Annotated in this window: 18 protein-coding genes, 1 tRNA gene and 1 pseudogene; 9 read left to right on the top strand and 11 right to left on the bottom strand. The window is 75.6% G+C overall.

The window, feature by feature from the left end; all coding sequences use genetic code 11:
• Nucleotides 1–122: 122 nt before the first annotated feature.
• Together ACFY07_RS14545 and ACFY07_RS14540 are read right to left on the bottom strand one after the other, a co-directional pair.
• Nucleotides 123–422, bottom strand: a complete 300-nt coding sequence (locus ACFY07_RS14545; RefSeq protein ID WP_390868965.1) for a DUF1876 domain-containing protein — start codon at nt 420–422, stop codon at nt 123–125.
• Nucleotides 423–524: 102 nt separating this feature from the next.
• Nucleotides 525–800: an acylphosphatase gene (locus tag ACFY07_RS14540; protein ID WP_390868964.1), complete on the bottom strand. Its 276-nt coding sequence runs from the start codon at nt 798–800 to the stop codon at nt 525–527.
• A 188-nt stretch (nt 801–988) separates the two neighbouring features.
• Here ACFY07_RS14540 and ACFY07_RS14535 point away from each other — a divergent pair, with 188 nt between their 5' ends.
• On the top strand, nt 989–2,005 hold the full coding sequence (locus ACFY07_RS14535; protein WP_390868963.1) for a CapA family protein: 1,017 nt from the start codon (nt 989–991) through the stop codon (nt 2,003–2,005).
• Between the two features lie 71 nt (nt 2,006–2,076).
• Here the strand turns inward: ACFY07_RS14535 and ACFY07_RS14530 are convergent, their stop codons facing one another.
• Together ACFY07_RS14530 and lpdA are read right to left on the bottom strand one after the other, a co-directional pair.
• On the bottom strand, nt 2,077–2,217 hold the full coding sequence (locus ACFY07_RS14530; RefSeq protein ID WP_230653163.1) for a hypothetical protein: 141 nt from the start codon (nt 2,215–2,217) through the stop codon (nt 2,077–2,079).
• 138 nt (nt 2,218–2,355) lie between these two features.
• The gene (gene lpdA / locus ACFY07_RS14525; RefSeq protein WP_390868962.1) at nt 2,356–3,756 is read right to left on the bottom strand and encodes a dihydrolipoyl dehydrogenase; all 1,401 of its coding nucleotides are present in this window, start codon (nt 3,754–3,756) and stop codon (nt 2,356–2,358) included.
• A gap of 122 nt (nt 3,757–3,878) precedes the next feature.
• Here lpdA and pnuC point away from each other — a divergent pair, with 122 nt between their 5' ends.
• From pnuC to ACFY07_RS14505, 4 genes are all read left to right on the top strand, one after another.
• Nucleotides 3,879–4,538 (top strand): nicotinamide riboside transporter PnuC, encoded by a 660-nt coding sequence (gene pnuC / locus ACFY07_RS14520; RefSeq protein ID WP_390868961.1) that lies wholly within the window; start codon nt 3,879–3,881, stop codon nt 4,536–4,538.
• On the top strand, nt 4,535–5,719 hold the full coding sequence (locus ACFY07_RS14515) for an AAA family ATPase (RefSeq protein ID WP_390868960.1): 1,185 nt from the start codon (nt 4,535–4,537) through the stop codon (nt 5,717–5,719). The genes pnuC and ACFY07_RS14515 overlap by 4 nt, the downstream gene beginning before the upstream one ends.
• 187 nt (nt 5,720–5,906) lie before the next feature.
• Nucleotides 5,907–7,088, top strand: coding sequence for a damage-control phosphatase ARMT1 family protein (locus tag ACFY07_RS14510; RefSeq protein ID WP_390868959.1), 1,182 nt, complete (start codon nt 5,907–5,909; stop codon nt 7,086–7,088).
• 177 nt (nt 7,089–7,265) lie between these two features.
• On the top strand, nt 7,266–8,006 hold the full coding sequence (locus ACFY07_RS14505; RefSeq protein WP_390868958.1) for an SDR family NAD(P)-dependent oxidoreductase: 741 nt from the start codon (nt 7,266–7,268) through the stop codon (nt 8,004–8,006).
• A gap of 70 nt (nt 8,007–8,076) precedes the next feature.
• On the opposite strand, the gene ACFY07_RS14500 is transcribed toward ACFY07_RS14505, so the two are convergent.
• Nucleotides 8,077–10,212 (bottom strand): SpoIIE family protein phosphatase, encoded by a 2,136-nt coding sequence (locus ACFY07_RS14500; protein ID WP_390868957.1) that lies wholly within the window; start codon nt 10,210–10,212, stop codon nt 8,077–8,079.
• A gap of 306 nt (nt 10,213–10,518) precedes the next feature.
• Between ACFY07_RS14500 and ACFY07_RS14495 the strand changes: the two genes are divergently transcribed.
• Nucleotides 10,519–11,115, top strand: a complete 597-nt coding sequence (locus tag ACFY07_RS14495) for a DUF664 domain-containing protein (RefSeq protein WP_390868956.1) — start codon at nt 10,519–10,521, stop codon at nt 11,113–11,115.
• A 367-nt stretch (nt 11,116–11,482) separates the two neighbouring features.
• Here the strand turns inward: ACFY07_RS14495 and ACFY07_RS14490 are convergent, their stop codons facing one another.
• On the bottom strand, nt 11,483–12,907 hold the full coding sequence (locus tag ACFY07_RS14490; RefSeq protein WP_390868955.1) for a PA14 domain-containing protein: 1,425 nt from the start codon (nt 12,905–12,907) through the stop codon (nt 11,483–11,485).
• A 390-nt stretch (nt 12,908–13,297) separates the two neighbouring features.
• Here ACFY07_RS14490 and ACFY07_RS14485 point away from each other — a divergent pair, with 390 nt between their 5' ends.
• Nucleotides 13,298–14,287: a hypothetical protein gene (locus ACFY07_RS14485; RefSeq protein ID WP_390868954.1), complete on the top strand. Its 990-nt coding sequence runs from the start codon at nt 13,298–13,300 to the stop codon at nt 14,285–14,287.
• 155 nt (nt 14,288–14,442) lie between these two features.
• Here the strand turns inward: ACFY07_RS14485 and ACFY07_RS14480 are convergent, their stop codons facing one another.
• Entirely contained in the window at nt 14,443–14,700 is a 258-nt protein-coding gene (locus ACFY07_RS14480; RefSeq protein WP_390868953.1) for a hypothetical protein, read from the bottom strand.
• A 333-nt stretch (nt 14,701–15,033) separates the two neighbouring features.
• On the opposite strand from ACFY07_RS14480, the gene ACFY07_RS14475 reads away from it, so the two are divergent.
• Both ACFY07_RS14475 and ACFY07_RS14470 read left to right on the top strand, forming a co-directional pair.
• The gene (locus ACFY07_RS14475; protein ID WP_390868952.1) at nt 15,034–16,296 is read left to right on the top strand and encodes an IS110 family transposase; all 1,263 of its coding nucleotides are present in this window, start codon (nt 15,034–15,036) and stop codon (nt 16,294–16,296) included.
• A 34-nt stretch (nt 16,297–16,330) separates the two neighbouring features.
• Nucleotides 16,331–17,005: pseudogene (locus ACFY07_RS14470) on the top strand (tyrosine-type recombinase/integrase); the annotation flags it as partial.
• Between the two features lie 79 nt (nt 17,006–17,084).
• On the opposite strand, the gene ACFY07_RS14465 reads toward ACFY07_RS14470, so the two are convergent.
• The 4 genes from ACFY07_RS14465 to ACFY07_RS14450 form a co-directional block, all read right to left on the bottom strand.
• Nucleotides 17,085–17,157 (bottom strand) — tRNA-Arg (locus ACFY07_RS14465).
• Nucleotides 17,158–17,182: 25 nt separating this feature from the next.
• Complete coding sequence (locus ACFY07_RS14460) at nt 17,183–17,722, bottom strand: antibiotic biosynthesis monooxygenase (RefSeq protein ID WP_390868951.1); 540 nt, start codon at nt 17,720–17,722, stop codon at nt 17,183–17,185.
• A 52-nt stretch (nt 17,723–17,774) separates the two neighbouring features.
• Nucleotides 17,775–18,818: a 2-hydroxyacid dehydrogenase gene (locus tag ACFY07_RS14455; protein WP_390868950.1), complete on the bottom strand. Its 1,044-nt coding sequence runs from the start codon at nt 18,816–18,818 to the stop codon at nt 17,775–17,777.
• A 240-nt stretch (nt 18,819–19,058) separates the two neighbouring features.
• A complete protein-coding gene (locus ACFY07_RS14450) occupies nt 19,059–21,464 on the bottom strand; it encodes a glycoside hydrolase family 65 protein (RefSeq protein WP_390868949.1) in 2,406 nt (801 codons plus the stop codon).
• Nucleotides 21,465–21,572: the final 108 nt, after the last annotated feature.

The following is a 21,572-nucleotide window of genomic DNA, read 5'->3' as shown; positions in this document are numbered from 1 at the left end:
GCCTCCCGGCTCGCGCACGCCGCACGGCACGGCCCGCACGCACCCCGCGTCACGGCCCCGGCGACGGGCGCAGCCCGGGCGGGAACCGCGCACCGCGCCCCGGCGCCCGACCGGGCCCGGCCTCACATGGCCAGATGGGCCCGCATGTGGGTGGTCTCCTCGATCTCGCCTCCCGCCTTGGCCAGCAGCTGCCGGGACAGGTCGCCCAGCGCACGGGCCGCGGCCACCTCCTCGCCGACCCGCTGCTGCTCCGGGTCGTCGGGGTGCCGGGTCGCGTGCCCGTGGGCCCTCAGCTCCGACCCGTCCTGCAACCGGAGCAGGGCCGCGGCCCGGGTCCGGGCGCCCTCCTCGCGGAACTCCATCTCGACGTGCCACCCGACGATCGTCTGCGCCGGGTCCCTGGTCTGCGTCCGCGTCTGCACGGCAATCACCTCCGAGCACTGACCCTTCCAGGGTGCGCCGGTCCCGGCGCGCGCACCACCCGCGGGCGGGCGCACCGGCGCACGGCGGCCCGGGCGCAGGTTTCAGCGGGTGGGCAGCACGGCGAAGCCGACGGCTCCGGCCGGCTCCTCCTCCGCCACCTCGACCCGGTCCACCCGGGCGGCGGGCGGCCCGTGGCGCACCCAGGCGAGCAGCTGCTCCACGCGCTCGGCGGGCCCCTCGAAGACCGCTTCCACGCCCCCGTCGGCGCGGTTGCGCACCCACCCGGCCACGCCGTGCCCGACGGCCGTCCTGCGGCAGGTGTCCCGGAAGAAGACGCCCTGCACCAGGCCGGTCACGACCACACGCCTGCGGACCATGCGCCCCGCCACCTCGCCTCCTGGACGGCCGTTCCCGGACAACGTATCCCCGGGGCGCCCCGGCCGCCCGCGGCGCCGGCCGGCGGCGAGGGGGCGGCGCGGCGGCGGGCCGCCGCGTGACGGCGGGCGCCGCGGGCCGCATGCTGGGAGGTGGGGCGAGCGGCGGGAACGGGACGGGGTGACCGGTGATGGCCGTCACCGTGGCACTGGCAGGGGACACCATGCTGGGGCGGGGCGTCGCCGCCCGCATCGGGGCGGGCGACCGGGCCCGGGAGCTGTTCGGGCCGGAGGTGCGGGCCGCCGCCGCGTCGGCGGACCTGTTCGTGCTCAACCTGGAGTGCTGCGTCTCGGACCGGGGAGAGCCGTGGCCGGAGCCGGGCAAGCTGTTCTTCTTCCGCGCCCCTCCGGCCGCGGCCGGGATCCTGGCGGAGCTGGGCGTGGACTGTGTGACCCTGGCCAACAACCACGCGCTGGACTACGGCTTCGCCGCCCTCGCCGACACCCTCGCGCACCTGGCCGCCGCCGGGATCCGCACGGTGGGCGCGGGCGCCGGCCTGGAGGCTGCGCGCCGGTTCGAGGTGCTGGAGGCGGCCGGGGTGCGGCTGGCGGTGGTCGGGGTCGCGGACCACCCGCCGGACTTCGCCGCCGCGCCGGACCGGCCGGGCACCGCCCTCGCCGACCTGCGGTCCGGGGTGCCCGAGTGGCTGGAGGCCGAGGTGGGGCGCGCCGCGGCGGCGGCCGACGCGGTGCTGGTGACGCCGCACTGGGGGCCCAACATGACCGCCCGCCCGCCCCGGTACGTGCGGCGGGCCGCCTGCGGGCTGCTGGACGCGGGCGCCGCCCTGGTCGCGGGCCACTCGGCGCACGTCTTCCACGGGGTGGCGCACGGCGTGCTGCACGACATGGGCGACTTCGCCGACGACTACGCCGTCCACCCCGTGCTCCGCAACGACCTGGGGCTGCTGTTCCTGGTCACGCTGGCCGGGGGCGCACCGGCCGGCACCGCCGCGCCGGGCCGGGCGCCCGGGGTCCGGGCGCGCCCGGTGCGGCTGGAGGCGCTGCCGCTGGTGCTGGGGACCGGCCGCACGGAGGCCGCCCGGGGCGAGGCGTGGGAGTGGGTGCACGACCGGTTCGCGCGGGCGTGCTCGGAGTTCGGGACCGCCGTGGCCGTCGAGGACGGCCGGCTGGTGGTGGACTGGTCCTGAGGCGGCGGGCCGGGCCCGCACGGCCGCTCCGGCCGGACGGGGGTCCGGGCCGGCCGCGCCGGACCTGCGGCTCAGCGCTCGGGGGCGCCCTCGTCGGGCCGGTAGGACCTGGTCCACGACTCGCCGCAGGGGCACCGGGACAGCTCGACCAGTTGCCCGTCCTCGGTCACGGAGAGGCCGCGGTTGACGCGTACGTGGACATGCTCACCCATGGGCGGGACCGCCTTCCGTCGGACGTGCGAACGCGCGGACGCGCATTCCGGGCTGAACGCCCAAAGCCCAACATAGGCGGACAGGACGCCCCGGAAGGGCGCCCTGTGGGGCATCCCACACGGCCGCCGACCGGCCCGCTACATGTTGATCATGTGTCCGGCGAGCCCGTGGACGGCCTCCTTGACCGCCTCGCCGAGCGTCGGGTGGGCGTGCACGTTGCGGGCGACCTCGTGGACGGTGAGGTCCCACTGCTGGGCCAGGGTGAGCTCGGGCAGCAGCTCCGTCACCTCGGGCCCGATGAGGTGCGCGCCGAGCAGCTCCCCGTGCCGCCCGTCGCTCAGGACCTTGACGAAGCCGGACGGGTCGCCGAGGCCGTGCGCCTTGCCGTTCGCCGTGAAGGGGAACTTCTGGACCCGGACGTCGAAGCCCTTCTCCCGGGCCTGCGCCTCCGTCCAGCCGAAGCTGGCGACCTGCGGCTGGCAGTAGGTCGCCCGCGGGATCATCACGAAGTCGAGCTCCATCGTCTCCGCCCCCGCGATGGTCTCGGCGGCGACGATCCCCATGGCCTCGGCGGCGTGCGCCAGCATGAGCTTCGCCGTGACGTCGCCGATGGCGAAGATGTGCGGCACGCCGGTGCGCCCGCGGCCGTCGACCTCCACCGCGCCGCGCTCCGTCAGCCGCACCCCGGTGTTCTCCAGCCCGTAGCCGGTGACCCGCGGCTGGAAGCCGATGGCCTGCATGACCTTGTCGGCCTCCAGGGTCTGCCGCTGCCCGCCGGTCGAGACGTGCACCTTCACCGTCCCGCCGGAGTCGTCGACGGACTCGACCCGGGTGGAGGTGAGGACGTCCACGCCGAGCTTGCGGAAGCGGCGGGCCAGCTCGGCGGAGACCTCCTCGTCCTCCAGCGGCAGCAGGCGGTCCAGGAACTCCACCAGGGTCACCCGCACGCCGTAGTTGTGGAGCACGTAGGCGAACTCGACGCCGATCGCGCCCGCCCCGGCGATCACGATCGACCCGGGCAGCCGGTCGCTGAGGATCTGCTCCTCGTAGGTCACGACCCGCTCGCTGAGCGAGGTGCCCGGCAGCAGCCGGGTGGAGGCGCCGGTGGCGAGGATGCAGTGGCCGAAGGTGACGGTCTCGGTGGAGCCGTCGGCGCCGGTCACGGTGAGCGTGCGGTCGTCGGTGAAGCGGCCGGTGCCGTGGTACTCCCGGATGCCGTTCTTCTTCATCAGGTAGTGCACGCCCTTGACGCGGCCGTCGGCCACCCGGCGGCTGCGCGCGTACGCCTCGCCGTAGTCGAAGGTGACCCGGCCCTCGACCCGCATGCCGAAGGTCCCGGCCTCGTGGGTGACGATGCGGGCGAGCTCCGCGTTGCGGAGCAGCGCCTTGGAGGGGATGCAGCCCACGTTGAGGCAGACCCCGCCCCAGTAGCGCTCCTCCACGACGGCGGCGCTGAGGCCGAGTTGGGCGCAGCGCACGGCGGCGGTGTACCCGCCGGGACCGGCACCGAGGACGACGACGTCGAAGTGTCCGCTCATGCCCGCCACCCTAGGCCGGTCCCGCCGCGTCCGCCCGGCGCCCGGGGCTGACACGCGGGTCTTGGCAGGGGTCGGCCGACCAGTTATCGTCAAACTGACGTTTATCGAGCAAGGAGCCCGCCATGGCCGTCAGCGACGCGCTGGCCGACCTCGTCGCACCCCTCAACGCCGTGCTGTTCCACGCCGGCGCGGACGCCGTCACCTGGGCCGAGCTGCTCGGCTTCGGCACCGGCGCCGCCTGCGTCTGGCTCACCGTCAGGGCGAAGGTCGCGAACTTCCCCGTCGGCATCGCCAACAACCTCTTCTTCCTCGTCCTGTTCTGGAGCGCCCGCCTGTACGCGGACGCCCTGCTCCAGGTCGTCTACCTGCTGCTGGCCGCCGCCGGCTGGTGGACCTGGCTGCGCGGCGGCGAGCACCGCACCGCCCGCCCGATGGGGCGGGCCACGCCGCGGACCCTGGCCGTCCTGCTGCTGCTCCTCGTCCCCGCCACCTGGGCGCTGACCGCGGTGCTCGCCCGCGCCCACGACACCGCCCCCTTCTGGGACGCGCTCACCACCGCCCTCTCCCTCGCCGCGCAGTGGCTGCTCAACACCAAGGCGTACGAGAACTGGTGGTTCTGGATCGCCGCCGACCTGGTCTACATCCCGCTCTACCTCGCCAAGGACCTCGTCCTCACCTCGGCCGTGTACGTCGTCTTCCTCGGCATGTGCGCGGCCGGCCTGCGCGCGTGGCGGCGGCAGCCGGACCGGGCCGCGGCCGCCCCCACGGCGGTGCGCGCATGAGCGGCACCCCCGTCCCCGCCCCCGCCGCGGCTCCCGTCCCCGCGGCCGGGACCGGCACCGGACCCGGGCGGGACTTCGACCACGGCCTGGTCATCGGCAAGTTCTACCCGCCGCACGCCGGGCACCACTTCCTCATCCGCACCGCCGCCGACACCTGCCGCCGGGTCACCGTCGTCGCCATGGCCGCCGACGCGGAGTCGGTGCCGCTCGCCGACCGGGTCGCCTGGCTGCGCGAGGCGTACGCCGGCCGCCCCCACGTCGCCGTCACCGGCGTCACCGACAACCTCGCGGTGGACTACGGCAGCGGCGCGGCCTGGGACGGGCACACCGCCCTGATGAGCAAAGCCGTCGCCGCCGGGCCGCACCGCGCCCGGCCCGTGGACGCCGTCTTCACCTCCGAGCCCTACGGCGCCGAGCTCGCCCGCCGGTTCGGCGCCGCCGACGTGCGGCTCGACCCGGGACGGGCCACCTTCACCGTCTCCGGCACCGCGGTCCGCGCCGACCCGGCCGCCTTCTGGGACGCGCTGGAGCCGCCGGTCCGGGCCTGGTTCGCGCTGCGGGTGGCCGTGGTCGGGGCCGAGTCCACCGGCACCACCACGCTCTCCCGCGACCTGGCCGCGGCGCTGCGCTCCCGGGGCGGGCCGCACGCCCTCACCCGCTGGGTCCCCGAGTACGGGCGCGAAGTCACCGTCGCCAAGCTCGCCGTCGCCCGCGCCCGGGCCGCCCTCGCCGGGGCGCCCGAACCGGCCGTCTCCGACCTGGACTGGGACGACGCCGACTTCGAGTCCGTCGCCCGCCGTCAGTGCGCCGACGAGGAGGCCGCCGCCCGGGCCGGCGGGCCGGTGCTGGTCTGCGACACCGACGCGCTCGCCACCACCGTCTGGCAGGAGCGCTACCGCGGGCGGTCCACGCCCGCCGTCCGCGCCGCCGCCGACCGGATGCCGCCGCGCTCCCTGTACCTGCTCACCGACGACGCCGGCGTGCCGTTCCACGACGACGGGCTGCGCGACGGGGAGCACCTGCGCCCCTGGATGACCGGGCGGTTCCGGGAGGTCCTGGCCGCGTCCGGCACGCCGTGGCTGGAGGTGCGCGGCGACCGGGACGCCCGGCTGCGCCGCGCCCTGCAGGCGGTCGACGCGCTGCTCGCCGAGGGCCGCCGCCTGGCCGACCCCCTGGGCTGAACCGCCGGGCCGGGCCGCCGGCCGGACGGACGCGGCCGGTGCGGCGGTGCGGCGGTGCGGCGGTGCGGCGGTGCGGCGGTGCGGCCTGCCGGGCCCGTGCCGGGACGCGCCCCGGCACCGGCCCGGCAGGGCCCGTGGCACCATGCAGACGGCGGCCGCACGCAGTCCACCCCGAGGAGTCGCACCCATGCCCCCAGCGCAGACGGCCCGGCCGCCGGTGATCACGGTCGGCGGCCCGGGTTCGTTCCCGTGGCGGGTCTTCCACGAGCGCCACCCCGTGCTGCTGCGGCAGGTCCTGGACGGCCTCCCGTACGGGCCCGCGCAGCGGACCGCCGTCCAGCGGCTGCTGGAGGAGAGCACCGACGGGGTGGTCGGCCCCCTGGAGGACGGGGCGCCCGACGCCGCGGCATGGGACGCCTGGGGACTGCCCGGCCGCCTCGGCGAGCGCTGGACGGACCTGCCGTTCCTCTGGGCGGAGGGCTACTTCTACCGGCGGCTGCTCGCCGCGGTCGGCTGGTTCGGGCCGGGGCCGTGGCAGGGCGTCGACCCGTTCGGGCCGGTCAAGGCCGCCGAGCTGGGCAGCGCGGCGGTGGACGGGGAGCTGGCGGCCCTGGACGGACTCGCCCGCCTCGACGAGGAGCGGCGCGACGACGCCCTGCTGCGCTCCGCCCTGTGGGGCAACCGCGCCGACCTCTCCTTCCGCCTCACCCCCGGCAGGGAGGGCACGGCGGAGGACGACGGGGGCCTCGTCCACGACGACGGCCCCCGGTTCCGGGCGCTCCTCGCCGCCGGTCCCCCCGGCACGGTCGCCCTGCTCGCCGACAACGCGGGCCGGGAGCTGCTGCCCGACCTGGTCCTCCTCGACCACCTGCTGCACACCGGCCGCGCCGCCTCGGCCCGCCTGTACGTCAAGCCGCAGCCCACCTTCGTCTCCGACGCCACCACGGCCGACGTGCTCGCCGCCGCCGGCCGGCTGCTCGCCGCGCCCGGCGCCGCCGGGGCGGTCGGCCGCCGCCTGCGGCAGGCGCTGACCGGGGGCCGGCTGGAGATCCGCACCCACCCCTTCCTCTGCGCGCCGCTGCCCTTCGAGGCCATGCCGGACGACCTGCGGGCCGAGCTCGCCGAGGCGGTGGTGGCGGTGGTCAAGGGCGACCTCAACTACCGGCGCCTGGTGGGCGACCGCCACTGGCCGGCCACGGCCCCGTTCGCCGGCCTCACCGCCCACTTCCCGGCGCCGGTGGCGGCCCTGCGCACCCTGAAGTCCGACGTGGCGGCGGGCCTCGACCCCGCCGTCGCCCACCGCCTGGAGGCCGCCGACCCCCGGTGGCGCACGAGCGGCCGCCACGCCGTCGTCCAGGTCCGCCCGTGACGGATCCGCCCGTGAGGGATGCGGCCGTGACGGGTCCGCCCGTGACGGGTCCGCACGTGCCGGGGTCCCGTCCGTGACGACGGGGGACCGCCGGCGCCCGCCGTGCGGCGGCCGCACGCCCCTCCCGCGCCGCCGCGTGGCAGGCTACGGACGACCCGCCCCTGACAGGAGGCACCCATGGAGCAGCAGCGGCAGCGTGTCACGGTCGTCACGGGAGGCAGCCGCGGCATCGGCGCGGCGGTCTGCGTGCGGCTGGCCGCCGACGGGCACGACGTCGCCGTCGGCTACCGCGCCGACGCGGCCGCCGCCGAGGCCGCGGCCGAGGCCGTCCGCGCCGCCGGCCGGCGCTGCGTGACCGTGGCCGTGGACACCGCCGACGAGGCCGCCGTGGACCGCCTCTTCGCCACCGCCGCGGCGGAGCTCGGCCCCGTCACCGGCCTGGTCAACAACGCCGGCGTCAGCGGTCCCAACGGCCGCCTCGCCGACGCGGACGCGGAGGGGATGCGGCGGGCGGTGGACGTCAACGTGACCGGCTACCTGCTCTGCGCGCGCCGCGCCGTCCGCGACATGGCGCGGACCGGCGGCGGCGCCGTCGTCAACGTCTCCTCCGCCGCCGCCACCCTCGGCAGCCCCGGCCAGTACGTGCACTACGCCGCCACCAAGGCCGCCGTGGACGCCATGACCGTCGGCCTCGCCAAGGAGGTCGCCGCCGACGGCATCCGGGTCAACTGCGTGGCACCCGGCATCATCCGGACCGGGTTCCACCAGGACCCCGAGCGGCCCGCCAAGCTCGCCGGCACCATCCCGCTGGGCCGCCCGGGGCAGGCCGAGGAGATCGCCGGGGCGGTCTCCTGGCTGCTCTCCGACGACGCGTCCTACGCCACCGGCGCAATCCTCCGGGTGGCCGGCGGCATCTGACCGCCGCCGCCCGGGACGGGCCGGCGCCGCCGTCCGCCGGAGGTCCTCGGCGGGCCGGACCGCGCCGCCGTCACACCGGATCCCCGCCGGGCAGGGCGATCTCCGCCCAGATGGTCTTGCCGGACGGGGTGTGCCGGGTGCCCCAGCGTGCGGAGAGCTGGGCGACCAGCAGGAGGCCGCGGCCGCCCTCGTCGTGGGTGCGGGCGCGCCGCAGGTGCGGGGAGGTGCTGCTGCTGTCGGAGACCTCGCAGATGAGCGTCGCGTCGCGGATCAGGCGCAGCCGGACGGGCGCGCCCCCGTACCGGACCGCGTTGGTGACCAGTTCGCTCACCACCAGCTCGGCCGTGAAGACGAGCTCCTCCAGCCCCCAGGCGGCCAGCCGGTCCGCCGCCCGGGCGCGGGCCGGGGCGACGGCGGCCGGGTCCGAGGGCAGGTCCCAGGTGGCGACCTGGTCGGCGGCCAGGGCGCGGGTGCGGGCGACGAGCAGGGCCACGTCGTCGGTGGGCTGCTCGGCGAGCAGGTCGGCGAGAATCGCGTCGCAGCCCTCCTCCGGGGTGGCGGCGGGGCGGTCCAGGACCGCGCGGAGCCGGTCGAGCCCGGTGTCGACGTGGCGCCCGCCGGCGGTGATCAGCCCGTCGGTGCAGAGGACCACCAGACTGCCCGGGTCGAGCTCCCGCTCCGTGGTCTCGAACGGCAGGCCGCCCACGCCGAGCGGCGGTCCGGGCGTCAGGTCGAGCAGCTCGGCGGCCGCGCCGGGTCCGGCCACGACGGGGGGCGGGTGCCCGGCGCTGGCGGCGGTGCAGCGGCAGGAGACGGGGGCGTAGACCACGTACAGGCAGGTGGCGACGATGCCGGGTTCGGGACCGGTGTCGGCCCCGGCGTCCTCCTCGGCCAGGTGGGTGACCAGGTCGTCGAGGTGGACCAGCAGCTCGTCGGGCGGCAGGTCGACGTCGGCGAGGGCGCGCACGGCGCTGCGCAGCCGGCCCATGGTCGCCGACGCGCCCAGCCCGTGGCCCACGACGTCCCCGACGACCAGGGCGACCCGGGCCCCGGAGAGCGGGATGACGTCGAACCAGTCGCCGCCGACGCGGGCCCTGCTCCGCGCCGGCAGGTAGTGGGAGGCCGCCTGCACCGCCTGGCTGGCGGGGAGGCGGTGCGGCAGCAGGCTGCGCTGCAGGGCGAAGGCGGTGGCGTGCTCGCGGGCGTAGCGCCGGGCGTTGTCCACGGCCACGGCGGCGCGCGCCCCGACCTCCTCGGCGAGCAGCAGGTCGTCCTCGTCGAAGGGCTCCGCGCGCCGGTGGCGGGCCAGGACGGCGACGCCGAGCGCCGTACCGCGGGCGGCCAGCGGGACGACCATGACCGAGTGGACCCCGTGGATGCGCATCAGCTTGCCCCGGGCCGGGTCGCCCGCGGCCCAGTCCCGGATCTCCCGGTCGAGGACGGGGTGCAGCGACGCCCTGCCGGTGGCCAGGCAGCGGGCGGGCGGCGCGCACTCCGGGTAGTGGTCGACCTCGCCCACCCGGGTCACCGTCTCGGGCACGCCGGGCAGGACGGACTGGTGGGCGGCCCGGCGCAGCACCAGGCCGGTACCGGGGGGCCGGGTGTCCGGCTCGCCGCCGTGGAAGAGCGGTTCCAGCAGGTCGACGGTGACGAGGTCCGCGAGGCCGCCCGTGACGACGTCGGCCATCTCCTGGGCGGTCCGCACGACGTCCAGCGTGGTGCCCACGCGGGCGCTGACCTCGTTCAGCAGGGCGAGGCGCTCCCGGGCCCAGTACTGGTCGGTGGTGTCCAGCGCGGTCAGCTGCACCCAGCACGTGCGCCCGCTCCCGTCGCGCAGCGGCGACAGGGTCACCGACCAGACCCGGGGCCGGCCGCCGGAGCGGGCGGCCCCCAGCACCCGCAGCGTCGTCGGCGCCCCCGAGGCGAGGACCCCGGCCATGGCCTGTTCCGCACCCTCGCACAGCGGGCCGGGCATGATCTCGCTGAGCCGCCTGCCGAGCATCCCGTCCTCGCGGACGCCCAGCACCCGGGCCATGCCGAGGCCGGCCCGCAGGGTGCGCAGGTCCCGGTCGTAGATCGCCACCGGGAGGTGGCACTGGGAGAACGCCTCCTCCACCAGCGCGCCGTACGACCCCGGCCCGGCACGATGAGACCTCCACAGTCCCGCGGCTGCGGCGGCCGGCGCCTCCGCCGGTCCGCTCCTCATTCTCACCCGCTTCCGGGCCGACCGCGCGGCCTCGGGTGCGTGCGCGGCGGGCGGGCCCGCCGACGGCGGCGGGCCGGGCTCCGGTTCCGCCGCCTCCCCCGCCGACGGCCCGGCTCCCGCGACGCCGGGGGGACGCGCGGCGCCTGTCCGGGGAGCACGGGAGCCGCCGGACCGGGAGCCGCCGGACCGGGAGCCGCCGGGGGTCCCCGCCGGTACGGCTCCGTCGCCGTCGGCGTCCTCGCCGCCGTACCCCCGTCGTACGGTTTCCGGGGCCGGATGTCGGTGGCCGGGTCTACGGTGGCACGCATGACCGACAGCGACCGCCCGTGGGAACCGCCCCTGGCCGGCAGCGAGGTCGAGCACCTCACCGGTGCGCTCGACCGGCTGCGCACAACCTTCCGCTGGAAGGCCGACGACCTCGACGCGGCCGGGCTGCGGGCCCGTGTCGGGGCCTCCTCGCTGACCCTCGGCGGCCTGCTCAAGCACCTCGCCGCCGCGGAGGACCACCTCTTCACCATCCGGCTGAGCGGGGAGCCGATCGGGGCGCCGTGGGACGCCATGGGCTGGGACGGCAGCGGCGACTGGGAGTTCACGTTCGCCTCCGCCGCCGACGACACCCCCGAGCAGCTCTACGCGCTGTGGGACGGCGCCGTCGAGCGGTCCCGCGCGCGGCTCGACGCGGCCCTGGCCGACGGCGGGCTCGACCGGCTCGTCCACCTGACCTGGCCCGACGGCCGCCGTGCCGGCCTGCGCCGACTCGTCTGCGACCTGATCGAGGAGTACGGCCGGCACACCGGGCACGCCGATCTGCTCCGCGAGGCCGTGGACGGACGGGTCGGCGAGGACCCGCCGCCCGGATGGCGCCCCAGGAGCGGGCCGGCCGGCCGGGGCGCCCGGTCGTAGGGCCGCCGGCGCACGGCCCCGGCGGTCGGCGCCCGCCCCGATCCGTACGAGCGCGTCGGAGCGGGGCGCCCGGGACCTTCGTGCAGGACGGGCAGCCGGCCGGCCGGCACGGTGCGGTGCGGTGCGGTCCTGCGGCTCCCGGCGCGGCGGACGCCGGACCCTCCGGCCGGGCAGCCGGGAAGACCCGTCGCGGGCCGACGGCGTGCACTGCCGCGGTCCCGCGACGGGTCTCCCCGGCCCCCGTCCCCGTGACGTGCCCGGCGGGGGCCGGGAGACCCGCGGGAACGGGACGGGAGGCGCGGACCGGGGCCCCGGCGGTGCCGTGATCACCTCCGGGCCCGTCCGGCCGCACCGCCCCCTGTGGCCGTCAGCCGGCGGTCGACGCCCGGATCTCGCTGTACGGCGAGTAGTTGCCGGCCGCGTCATAGGTGCGGGCCCGGTACTCGTAGGTGCGCCCGTCGGCGGGCAGCGGGTCGCAGACGGTGACGGCGGCGGGGTCGAGGCGCGGGTCGTACGCCTTGTGCAGGACCACCGACCGGGTGTCCGTCCCGGCCTCGCGGCGTTCGATCTCGAATCCGGCGAAGTCGCGGATCGGGGACGGCGTGTCGTCGGTCGCGGTCGCCCGGATGCCGCCCGTGCAGGAGCCCAGGGACAGCTCGGGGGCCCGGACCGGGGCGATGCCGTCGGGGATGCCGAGCCAGAGCTCGTTGGCGGCGGTGGCGTCGAGCCGGTCGGGGTTGTAGGTGGTGGTGCCGCCGTCGTTGGTGACGAGGACGCGGTAGTGACGGGTCTCGCCGTCGGCGGCGACGGGGCCGGCGGTCCAGGTGCTGCCCCGGGTGGTGCCGAGCGGGACCCACCTGTAGGAGCCGTCCACCTTGTCGTTGCTGAGGACCGTGTAGTGGTCGAAGTGCGGCTCCGTGTTGAGCGGCCACGTCAGGGCGACCTTGCCGGTCGCCCTGTCGTACGTGCCGGTCAGGGAGGTCACCACGGGCAGGGGGCGGACGATGGTGTCCACGCTGCCCGACGAGGTGTTGCCCGCCTTGTCCCTGGCGCGCACCTCGTAGTAATAGGGCGTGCGGTCGTCCGGGTTGACCAGGGGGTCGGTGGAGCTGCGGGCGGCGGTCGTGGCGACCGTCGTCCAGGTGCCGGAGCCGACGGGCCGCCGGTGGAGCGAGTAGCCCGCCAGGTCCATCTCCTTGTTGGCGGACCAGGAGACGGTCGTCCTGCGGGTCCTGGTGTCGTAGGCGGTCCTCACACCGGTGGGGGCGAGCGGCTTCGTGCTGTCGTACGCGGCCGACGTCCGGGGCGTGTACGTGAACGCGACCTTGGCGGCGCCGCTCCAGTTCACGTAGTCGACGCGCAGGGTGTGCCGGCCGGAGGGGACGGTGAGGTTGACGCCCTTGGAGCGGGCGGTGTCGCCGGTGCCCGTCCACAGGTCGATCCTGCGGACGCCGTCCAGGTAGACGCGGACGCCGTCGGTGGCGGAGGCGGTGAACGTGAAGGGGCCGCCGGAGCCGAAGTCGCGCGTCACCGACCAGCGGACACCGAAGTTGTCCGACGACACACCCGTGGCCGGGCTGCCGGACCAGCTCTGGCTGATGACGTCGTCGCAGTCGGTCCGCACCGCGGAGCCGGAGAACGCGGTGTTCTTGTAGAACGTCCGCTGGTAGACGTTGGCCGAGCAGGCGGCGGCGGCCGCCGCCTGCGGGGCGGCGGCGGCCAGCAGACCGCCGAGGGCGACGGCGGACAGAGCGCCGCCGGTCAGGACGGCGACGGATCTCTTCTGGTGCACGGGGGCCTTTCGCGCTTGTGCGGGCAGGGACGTACAGCGCGAAGACCCGTGGGGCGGCGGGAAGGTTGCACGGCCGCGGCGGGCTGCCCCCTCGGGCCGATGACGTGGAGGGACCCGGAGGTGGTCACGGCGTCCGGCGTCCCCTCGACGCGTACGGCGGACCCCGCCGTGACGGCCGCGTCCCCTCGGTCCCGGGGCGGGCCGCCTGCACCGTCGCCGGCGCTCCGCGGCCGTCCCGACGTCACCTGTCCGACGACCGCTGTGCGGGGCTGCGCCCGATCACCGAGGCGGTCGGCCGCCGGTCACGCCGCACCTCGTCTCCGGGGGTACGCTCCCCGACCGCGCATGGCATGATCACTCCTCGCGAGCCGCTCGGACCGAGGGGGAGACGTGCAGGAGGGACAAGCAGGCAGTTCGGCCACAGCGCTGCGCTTCGCCCTGCCCGTCGTGTGGGCGGCGGGCGTCCTCTCCGCCCTGGGCGCCGAGATCACCGGTCTGGCGATCGCGGACCTCGGACCGAGCGGACGGACCTGGGGGCTCGCCCACCTCGGGATCGCCCTCGGCGTGTGGGTGCTCTGCAACGCGGCTGCGCTCGGGCTGCTGCACTACGGCCTCTTCCGGCTCTCGCCCCTGCCGCAGTACTCGGCCCGCACGAGCATCCGGACACTGCTCCTCGGCAGCGGATGCGTCATCGCGCTGAGCAACGCCGTCACACCCGGGGGAGCCCGCCCTGCCTTCGGTTCGCTGACCATGCTGCTGCTCACCGTCCCCTACCCGCTGGCCTACCTGCTGATCGAGGCCCGCCGCCGGGGGCCGATGATCGTCACTGCGGCGACGGCGCTGGTCGTGGCCGGCACCGCCGTACCGCTGCGCGACGCGCAGGAGCGCCTTGTCGTCCGCAGCTGGTTGAGCAGCCATCCCGGCGTCGACCGCGCCCTGCTGGCCACGGTCGACTGGCCCGGCGCCGCACCGGAACTGCACCTGGCCACCGGCCCGTTCGGCGCCCGCACGACCGTCAGGTACCTGGGGGACGACATCGGCCAGGGAGGCGTCGTCACCGTCTCCCCGCCCGCCACCGACCCCTGTGCGACCTTGGCCGAGCTCGCCTCCCACGACCGTCCCGGGGCGCCCGCCGGCAGCATCGTCGGCGCCAGGCCGGAGCGGTGCGTCCGCACCGGCGCGCGTTCCTGGGCCCTGGCCCACGGCGCCTGGAGCGGTTACGCACTGCGGCGTGACGGCGTCCTGGTCACCCTCTCCGTCAACTCGCCGGGCCACCGTCCGGACCTCGCCGCTGTCGCCCGCACCCTCCACCCCGTCGACGACGCGGGCCTGTGGCCCTACCTGCAGGGCGACAGCGGGGTCCCCCTCCTGCTCAAGTAGCCGTGACGAGCGGTGCAGCACAAGTCGCGACCTCGGGCCACAGGCCTCTTCACGTCCTCGCGATCCCCGCTCCCCCACAGCGTGGCCGGCCGGCGTCCGCCGAGGAGGGCTTCCGCCCCGAGGGGCGTCCATCGCTGCCGCGACAGCTCGGGCCGTCATCCCTCACGGCTCGGGCAGGGGTACTCGGGGACCGGATCGGCATCCTCCAGGAAGAACGACCAGAAGGGGATCCGGTTGGCGTTCTCGACTTCGCGGGAGCGCCCCGTCGGCCCGAACTCGCGGAGCAGGTAGCCGGCAAGGTCCGCACCGGAGTAGATGATGTCGGTCTGGTACACGGACAGCACCGGATCGCCCGTCGTTCCCCGGAACGCGGGCAGGAACCGATGAGAGAACACCGGGACCAGTACGGGCACCTCGGCCAGCCGCTCAGCGGCCAGCGCCAGAGCCGCGGTCTTGTCCGCGGGACGGGGTCCCGGGAGTTACACCGAAGACCGTACAGGGAGGCCGGAAACGCTGCGCTGATCACCTCGGAGACAGGAAAATCAGCCCGGGTGCCCCGGTCAGCCGATGGGTCTGCGATGCCAGTGAGCTCGTCGTACAGGATGGCCATGGGGGCCGACCAGGGAACCACGGTTTGTCGCCACGGCAGCCTTGCTGCCCGGAGCACGCGTGTCAGAATCCGTCTTCTCCCCGGCCCCTCCGGGACACCCGCCGGCACCGTCACGCCGATGGGGAGGAAGTGGGCCATGGCCCGGCAGGACGTGAAGGACGAGGTCATCCACCTGAGGTCGGCGGGAGTGGACCTGGGCAAGCGGTTCCTGCTCGCCTGCACCCGCACCCCCAGCCCGACCCGCCCGGGAAGCTGGAGCCTGGAGACCGAGCGGTTCGGCACCACGAGAGCCGAGATCCGCAGGCTGCTGGCCTGGCTGGTCGAAGCCCGCGTCGAGGTGGTCGTTATGGAGGCCACCTCGGACTACTGGCGAAGCGTCTACTACATGCTCCAGCCGCAGCTGAACCTGATGCTGGTCAACCCCGCTCACCTGAAGGGGATCAAGGGCCGCAAGAGCGACCCGAGCGACGCGGCCTTCCTGGCTCGGGCCGGCGCGTCCGGCATGGCAATGGGCTCCTTCGTCCCGGAGCGGGAGATCCGCGAGTTGCGGGACCTGACCCGGCGCCGGACCGGGATCGCCCGAGCAGCCGGGTGGGAGGCTCAGCGGCTGGAGAAGGAACTCGAGGACACCGGGATGAAGATCACCTCAGTGCTGAGCAACGTCGTCGGCGTCACCGGGCGTGCCATCCTGGAAGCCCTCATCGCCGGAGAACGCGACCCTGGACGCCTGGCAGACCTGGCCCGCGGCAAGGCCCGCAATAAGATCCCGGCGCTCATCGAGGCCCTGGACGGCGAGTTCACCGACCACCACGCGTTCATGGTGCGCCACTACCTGGACGAGATCGACCGCCTCAACACCGCTGCCGCTGCTTTCGACACCCGGATCGCCGCACTACTGGCCGACCGCAAACAGGACCTGGACCACCTGGACACCATCCCCGGTGTCGGCCGGCTCGCCGCCGAGATCGTCATCGCCGAAACCGGCGGGGACATGACCCGGTTCGCCTCCGCCCAGCACCTTGCCTCCTGGATCGGCGTCTGCCCGGGGCAGAACGAATCCGCCGGGGTGAGCCGGTCCGGACGCACCCGCCCGGGCAACAGCAACCTCAAACGCCTACTGGGAACAGCCGCGATGGCGGCAGTCCGGGACAAGACCTCCTACCTGGCCGCGTTCTTCCGCCGCATCTCCGCCCGCAGGGGCGGCAGACGGGCCATGGTCGCCGTCATGCACAAGATCGCTATCGCTATCTGGCACGCACTGCGCGACAAGACCCCGTACCGCGACCTGGGAGCCGACTACTTCGCCAAGCGTGATCCCGAACGTGCCATGCGCCGCATGACCAAGGAGGCGAACAGCCTCGGACTCACCATCCGATTCGAGCCCCTAGCAACCGCCTGAACTGCTGCTTCCCTTTATTTTCGTGTCAGACCCGATCGCCCGTAACGTGGCCAAGCTGGTCGAGCCGCCTCGGCCGGAGTCGCGGGAGCTGAGTCCGTGGTCGCTGGATGAGACCCTGGACTTCCTCGCTGCATCCCGCAAAGACCCGCTGTACGCCGCGTTCGTCCTCGCCATCGCGATGGGCCTGCGGCGCGGAGAGATCCTGGGTCTGCGCTGGGAGCACATCGATCTGGAGAAGCGCGTCCTGCTGGTGCGCAAGCAGACCCAGCAGCGTCGGGGTGTGCTGTACGAGGACGACCCCAAGGGGCGCCGTCGTCGGGCCGTACCGCTCCCGGCGATGTGCATCGCGCCCCTGCGCTGGCATCGCATGCGGCAGGCAGCCATCCGGAACCGCGCCGGGCGGGCATGGGAGGAGTCGGGCTACGTCTTCACCACACGGACCGGTCGACCGGTCGAGCCGCGCAACCTGTACCGCTCATTCACCCGGGTCGCCGAGAGGGCCAGCCTGCGGGTGATCCGGCTGCACGACGCCCGGCACGGCTGCGCGACCCTGCTCACCGCGGCCGGGGTCGCGCCCCGCGTGGTGATGGAGATCCTCGGGCGCAGCCAGATCAGCATCACCATGGATGTCTACACGCACGTGGTGCAGGACACTCAGCGGGAGGCGATCAGCCATATGGACCGGCTGCTCGAGCGCCGCCCTCGTTGATGTCACCTGGTGATGTCACCCGGCACGACGACGCCCCGGGCCTTCTCGGCTCCGGGGCGTTGGTGCTGGTCGCGCTGTGTGCCCCAGGCAGGATTCGAACCTGCGACACCCGCTTTAGGAGAGCGGTGCTCTATCCCCTGAGCTACTGAGGCGCGGCCGCCGGTGGGACGGCCAGGGCTAGCGTACCGGGTCGCCGGGGTGGTGTGGGGGACGGGGCGGGCGGCAGGTTCCGGCGAGTGGGGGTGGGGGGAGGGGGTAGAGCCAGCGGCGGAGGAGGCGGTTGAGGGCCGGCAGGACCAGGTACGTGAGCAGCGGGACGAGGAGGAGGGGGGAAGGCGGCGGCGCGCAGGGCGAGGGCCAGCCGGCGATGTGGTGGACGGCGAGGCCCTGGAAGAGCAGGGAGAACGGGGAGGCGCCGCAGAAGGTGACGACGCACATCTTCCATCGGGGCATCTGCTCCTCGGCGCCGGGCGGCAGCGGGAACCAGGTGTCGAGTCCGGTGTGCCGCCGCTGCTCGTCGGCGGGGACGGCGATGTCGGAGATGCGGGCGTGCCAGGCGGCGCGTTCGGGCGAGTCCATCCAGTCGGAGAGCCGCCGGGCGTCGCGGAAGTGCAGGACCGCGTGGTGGTCGCGCCCGCCGTCCCGGGGGCGGAGCCAGGTGACGCCCCGGTCGCGGCGCAGGAGCGGGAGGCGGCGCGGGTGATGCCGCGGGCCCACTCCTCGAAGGTGTCCTCGCGGCCGGGCCGCACGCGCCAGGTGACGACGGCGCTCACGGGTTCGGGGCGGGCGGCGGGGGTGACGGGCGGCCCCCGGCTCCGGGCGGCGGGACGAGGGTGTTCTCGCTCGTGCGGCCGGCGAGGTGGTCGGCGACGTTGCGGGCGGTGGCCGCCGCGATCTGCACGGCGGCGTCCTGCGTGAAGTACGCCTGGTGGGAGGTGACGAGGACGTTGCGGAAGCTCATGAGCCGCGCCAGCACGTCGTCGGTCATGACCTCCAGGGACCGGTCGAAGAAGAAGAGCCCCGCCTCCTCCTCGTAGACGTCGAGGCCGACGCCGTCGAGCCGCCCGGCGCGCAGGGTCTCGACGAGGGCGGCGGCGTCGATGAGCCCGCCGCGGCTGGTGTTGACCAGGAGGGCGTCGTCGCGCATGAGGGCGAGGGCGGCGGTGTCGACGACGTGGTGCGTCGCGGGGGTCAGCGGCAGGTGCAGGCTGACGAGGTCGGACTCGGCGAAGAGGCGGTCGCGGTCGACGTACTCCATGCCGAGGGCGGTGCACTCGGGGTTCTCGGCGAGGTCCCAGCCGAGGAGGCGCATGCCGAAGCCCGCCGCGATGCGGGCGAAGGCGGTGCCGATCCGGCCGGTGCCGAGGACCCCGGCGGTGCGGCCGTGGAAGTCCCGGCCGAGGAGCCCGGTGAGGCGGAAGTCGAACTCGCGGGTGCGGCCCACGGCGCGGACGACCCGGCGGTCGGCGGCGAGGGCGAGCGCCCAGGCGAACTCGGCGACGGAGTACGGGGAGTACCAGGAGACCCGGGCGACGGTCAGGCCCAGCAGGCGGGCCTCGTGGAGGTCGATGTTGTTGTAGCCGGTGGACCGCTGGGCGATCATCCGGGTGCCCCCGGCGGCGAGGGTGCGCAGCACCTCGGCATCGAGGACGTCGTTGACGCTGCTGCAGACGATCCCGTACCCGGCGGCGGTGGGCGCGGTGTCGCGGTTGAGCAGCAGGTCGAGGCAGCGCAGGTCGTGCTGCCCGGCGAAGGCCTTCTCCAGCAGGGGGCGCTCGTCGGTGAGCACGCCGTACGCCACGATGTCCGCCATGCCGGAATCGCTGCCCCGGTGGCGGGTGCGGAAACACGGTTCGGCGGACGGGCCGGAGGCGGCGGGGAGCCGGAAAAGGCGGGGAGCCGGAAAAGGCGGGGAGCCGGAAAAGGCGGGGAGCCGGAAGAGGCGGAGGCGGCGGAGGAGGCGGAGGCGGCGGAGGCGGCGGGGGCCGGTCGGGGCGGGCGCGGGGCACGGCACGGCGGGGCGTGGGAGGAGCGGCGGCCAGTCCGGCGGCCCTCAGCGGCCCGGGGGCACGGTGAAGCGCCGCTCCTCCCCCGGGTGGACGAGGGCCGACCGGCCGCCGATCTCCACCCGGATCGGCGACTCGTCCGAGTCGGGCACGCCGATGCGCAACTGCCCGGGGTGCATCCGCACCCGCACGCCCCAGTGCCCGCGGTAGCGGACGCGGAAGCCGAAGCGGGAGAGCGGGGGCAGCGGGACGGGGTCGAGCCAGAGGGCGTCCTCGCGGGTCTCCAGTCCGGTGAGGCCGCGCTGCACGAGGTCGAGGGTGCCGGCCATGGCGCCGAGGTGGACCCCCTCCCCCGTGGTGCCGCCCTGGATGTCGGCGACGTCCTCGGTCAGCGCCTCCTGGCAGTACCGCCAGGCGTCGGCGCGGCGGGCGCGGGCGAGGACCCAGCCGTGGACGAGCCCGCTGAGGGTGGAGCCGTGGCTGGTGCGGCGCAGGTAGTGGTCGACGGTGCGGTTCCAGGTGTGGTCGTCGAGGTCGTACCCGAGGCGGCGCAGCAGGGCGGCGAGTTCGGCGGGCGAGAAGAGGTAGCCGAGCATGAGGACGTCGGCCTGCTTGGACGCCTGGTAGCGGTTGGTGCTGTCGCCCTCGGCCTCCAGGATGCGGTCGAGGCGGCGGATGTCGCCGTAGCGGGCGCGGTAGCCGTCCCAGTCGAGTTCCTGCAGGTCGCCGTAGCCGTCGAACTGGCTGATCACGTCGTCGTGGAACGGCACCGTGAGGCGGCGGGAGACGTCCTCCCAGCGTTCCAGCTCGGGCCGGTGCAGCGCGGTCCGGTCCAGCAGCTCGTCGTGGCGGAACGGCGGCAGGGAGCGGACAAGTTCCAGGGCGCGGCAGAGCACCCAGGCGGCGGTGACGTTGGTGTAGGCGTTGTCGTCGACGCCGGGCCGGTCGGCGCCGGGGTAGGCGTCGTGGTACTCGTCGGGGCCGACGACGCCGAGGATGCGGTACCGGCCGGTGGCGGGGTCGGGGACGGCGCGGTCGGCCCAGAACCGGGCGATCTGGAGCAGCATCTCGGCGCCCCGGGTGTGCAGGAACTCCGTGTCGCCGCTGGCCTGGCAGTACTGCCACACGTCGTAGGCGACGGCGGAGCCGACGTGGTGCTGGAGCCGGGAGCGGTCGGGGAGCCAGCGGCCGGAGCGCGGGTTGAGGTGGATCTCCTGGGTCTCCTCGCGGCCGTCGCTGCCGCTCTGCCACGGGTAGAGGGCGCCCCGGAGGCCGGCCGCGCGGGCGTTCAGGCAGGCCTGCGGGAGCCGCCGGTGGCGGTACGTCAGCAGGCCGCGGGAGACCTCGGGGAAGTGCAGGTTCAGGTAGGGCAGCACGAACAGCTCGTCCCAGAAGACGTGGCCGCGGTACGCCTCGCCGTGCAGGCCGCGGGCGGGGACGCCGACGTCGAGGTCGGCGGTGTGCGGGGAGAGGGTCTGCAGCACGTGGAAGAGGTGGAGGCGCAGGATGCGCCCGGCCTCGCCGGGGACGTCGAGCTCGGCGCGCCGCCACAGGTGCCGCCAGGCGGTGCGGTGGGAGTCGAGGAGCGCGTCGGCGTCCGGTGCCTGCCGGACGCGGTCGAGGGCGCTGTGCAGGGGGTCGGAGATGGCGGGGTCGCGGGAGGTGCAGAGCGCGACGGTCTTCTCGACGACGGCGGGGCGGCCGGGGGCGAGGGGGAGGGTGAGCAGGCGGGCGGCGCGGCGGCCGGTGAGGGAGGTGTCGGCGGCGGCCGGGTCGGGGCGGGTGCGGGTGCGGGCGGCGAGGGCGACGCGGATGTCGGAGGCCGTGGTGCGGCAGCGCAGCCAGACGGTGCCGGGGTCGCCGTCGGCGGTGCCGGTGTGGAGGTGGGTGAGGTGCTGTCCGGCGAGGGCGCGGTAGCGCTCGACGCCGGTGTTGGCGATGCGGCCGTCGAGGGCGGACTGGACCTCGACCGTGCCGCTCCAGCCGTCGGCGGTGAACTCGGTGCGCAGCAGCGCCAGGTGGGGGTCGCCCATGTGGACGAGGACGCGGTGGGCCACGAGCAGGCCGCGGCCGCGGTCGTCGGCGTACCGGGTGGTGCGGGTCAGGACGCCCTCCTCCAGGTCGAGGACGAGCCGGTGCGCACGGGTGCCGGGGCCGCCGGGGACGAGCCAGCGGCCGTGGGGGGCGCCGTCGGGGCGGACCCGGTAGCGCAGCGGCAGCCAGTTGGGGAGGTTGACGAGGTCCTCGTTGGTGATCTGCCGCCCGGCGGCGGTGGACTCCAGCCGGTTGTAGACGCCCGCGGCGTACGTGCCGGGGTAGTGGAGCGGGCCGGGGGCGGCCTCGGGGGCGGCGGCGCGGGTGGCGAAGCGGCCGTTGCCGAGGGCGCAGAGGGCCTCGCGCAGCCGCTCCTGCGCCGGGTCCCAGCCCTCGTACTCCCAGGTGGACTGCGGCAACGGGACCACTCCTCCGCGGTGCGGCCCCGGGGCGGTTCGGGCGCCCGGGGGCGGGGGCCGGGGTGCGGGCGCCGGCGGCGGGCCGGCGCCGGGGTCGGGGTCGGGGTC

This window comes from Streptomyces sp. NPDC001380 (assembly GCF_042895785.1).
In the GTDB taxonomy this organism is placed as follows: Bacteria; Actinomycetota; Actinomycetes; order Streptomycetales; family Streptomycetaceae; genus Peterkaempfera.
Note: the sequence above shows the minus strand (reverse complement) of the source record. Positions and strands in the feature narration are given on the sequence as shown.

Excerpts from the sequence above, each read along its gene's own strand:
- ACFY07_RS14500 (WP_390868957.1), bottom strand. The coding sequence starts at position 10,212 with ATGAGGAGCGGACCGGCGGAGGCGCCGGCCGCCGCAGCCGCGGGACTG.
- ACFY07_RS14475 (WP_390868952.1), top strand. The coding sequence starts at position 15,034 with ATGGCCCGGCAGGACGTGAAGGACGAGGTCATCCACCTGAGGTCGGCG.
- pnuC (WP_390868961.1), top strand. The coding sequence starts at position 3,879 with ATGGCCGTCAGCGACGCGCTGGCCGACCTCGTCGCACCCCTCAACGCC.
- ACFY07_RS14535 (WP_390868963.1), top strand. The coding sequence starts at position 989 with ATGGCCGTCACCGTGGCACTGGCAGGGGACACCATGCTGGGGCGGGGC.
- ACFY07_RS14505 (WP_390868958.1), top strand. The coding sequence starts at position 7,266 with ATGGAGCAGCAGCGGCAGCGTGTCACGGTCGTCACGGGAGGCAGCCGC.
- ACFY07_RS14540 (WP_390868964.1), bottom strand. The coding sequence starts at position 800 with ATGGTCCGCAGGCGTGTGGTCGTGACCGGCCTGGTGCAGGGCGTCTTC.
- lpdA (WP_390868962.1), bottom strand. The coding sequence starts at position 3,756 with ATGAGCGGACACTTCGACGTCGTCGTCCTCGGTGCCGGTCCCGGCGGG.
- ACFY07_RS14530 (WP_230653163.1), bottom strand. The coding sequence starts at position 2,217 with ATGGGTGAGCATGTCCACGTACGCGTCAACCGCGGCCTCTCCGTGACC.
- ACFY07_RS14495 (WP_390868956.1), top strand. The coding sequence starts at position 10,519 with ATGACCGACAGCGACCGCCCGTGGGAACCGCCCCTGGCCGGCAGCGAG.
- ACFY07_RS14515 (WP_390868960.1), top strand. The coding sequence starts at position 4,535 with ATGAGCGGCACCCCCGTCCCCGCCCCCGCCGCGGCTCCCGTCCCCGCG.
- ACFY07_RS14510 (WP_390868959.1), top strand. The coding sequence starts at position 5,907 with ATGCCCCCAGCGCAGACGGCCCGGCCGCCGGTGATCACGGTCGGCGGC.
- ACFY07_RS14455 (WP_390868950.1), bottom strand. The coding sequence starts at position 18,818 with ATGGCGGACATCGTGGCGTACGGCGTGCTCACCGACGAGCGCCCCCTG.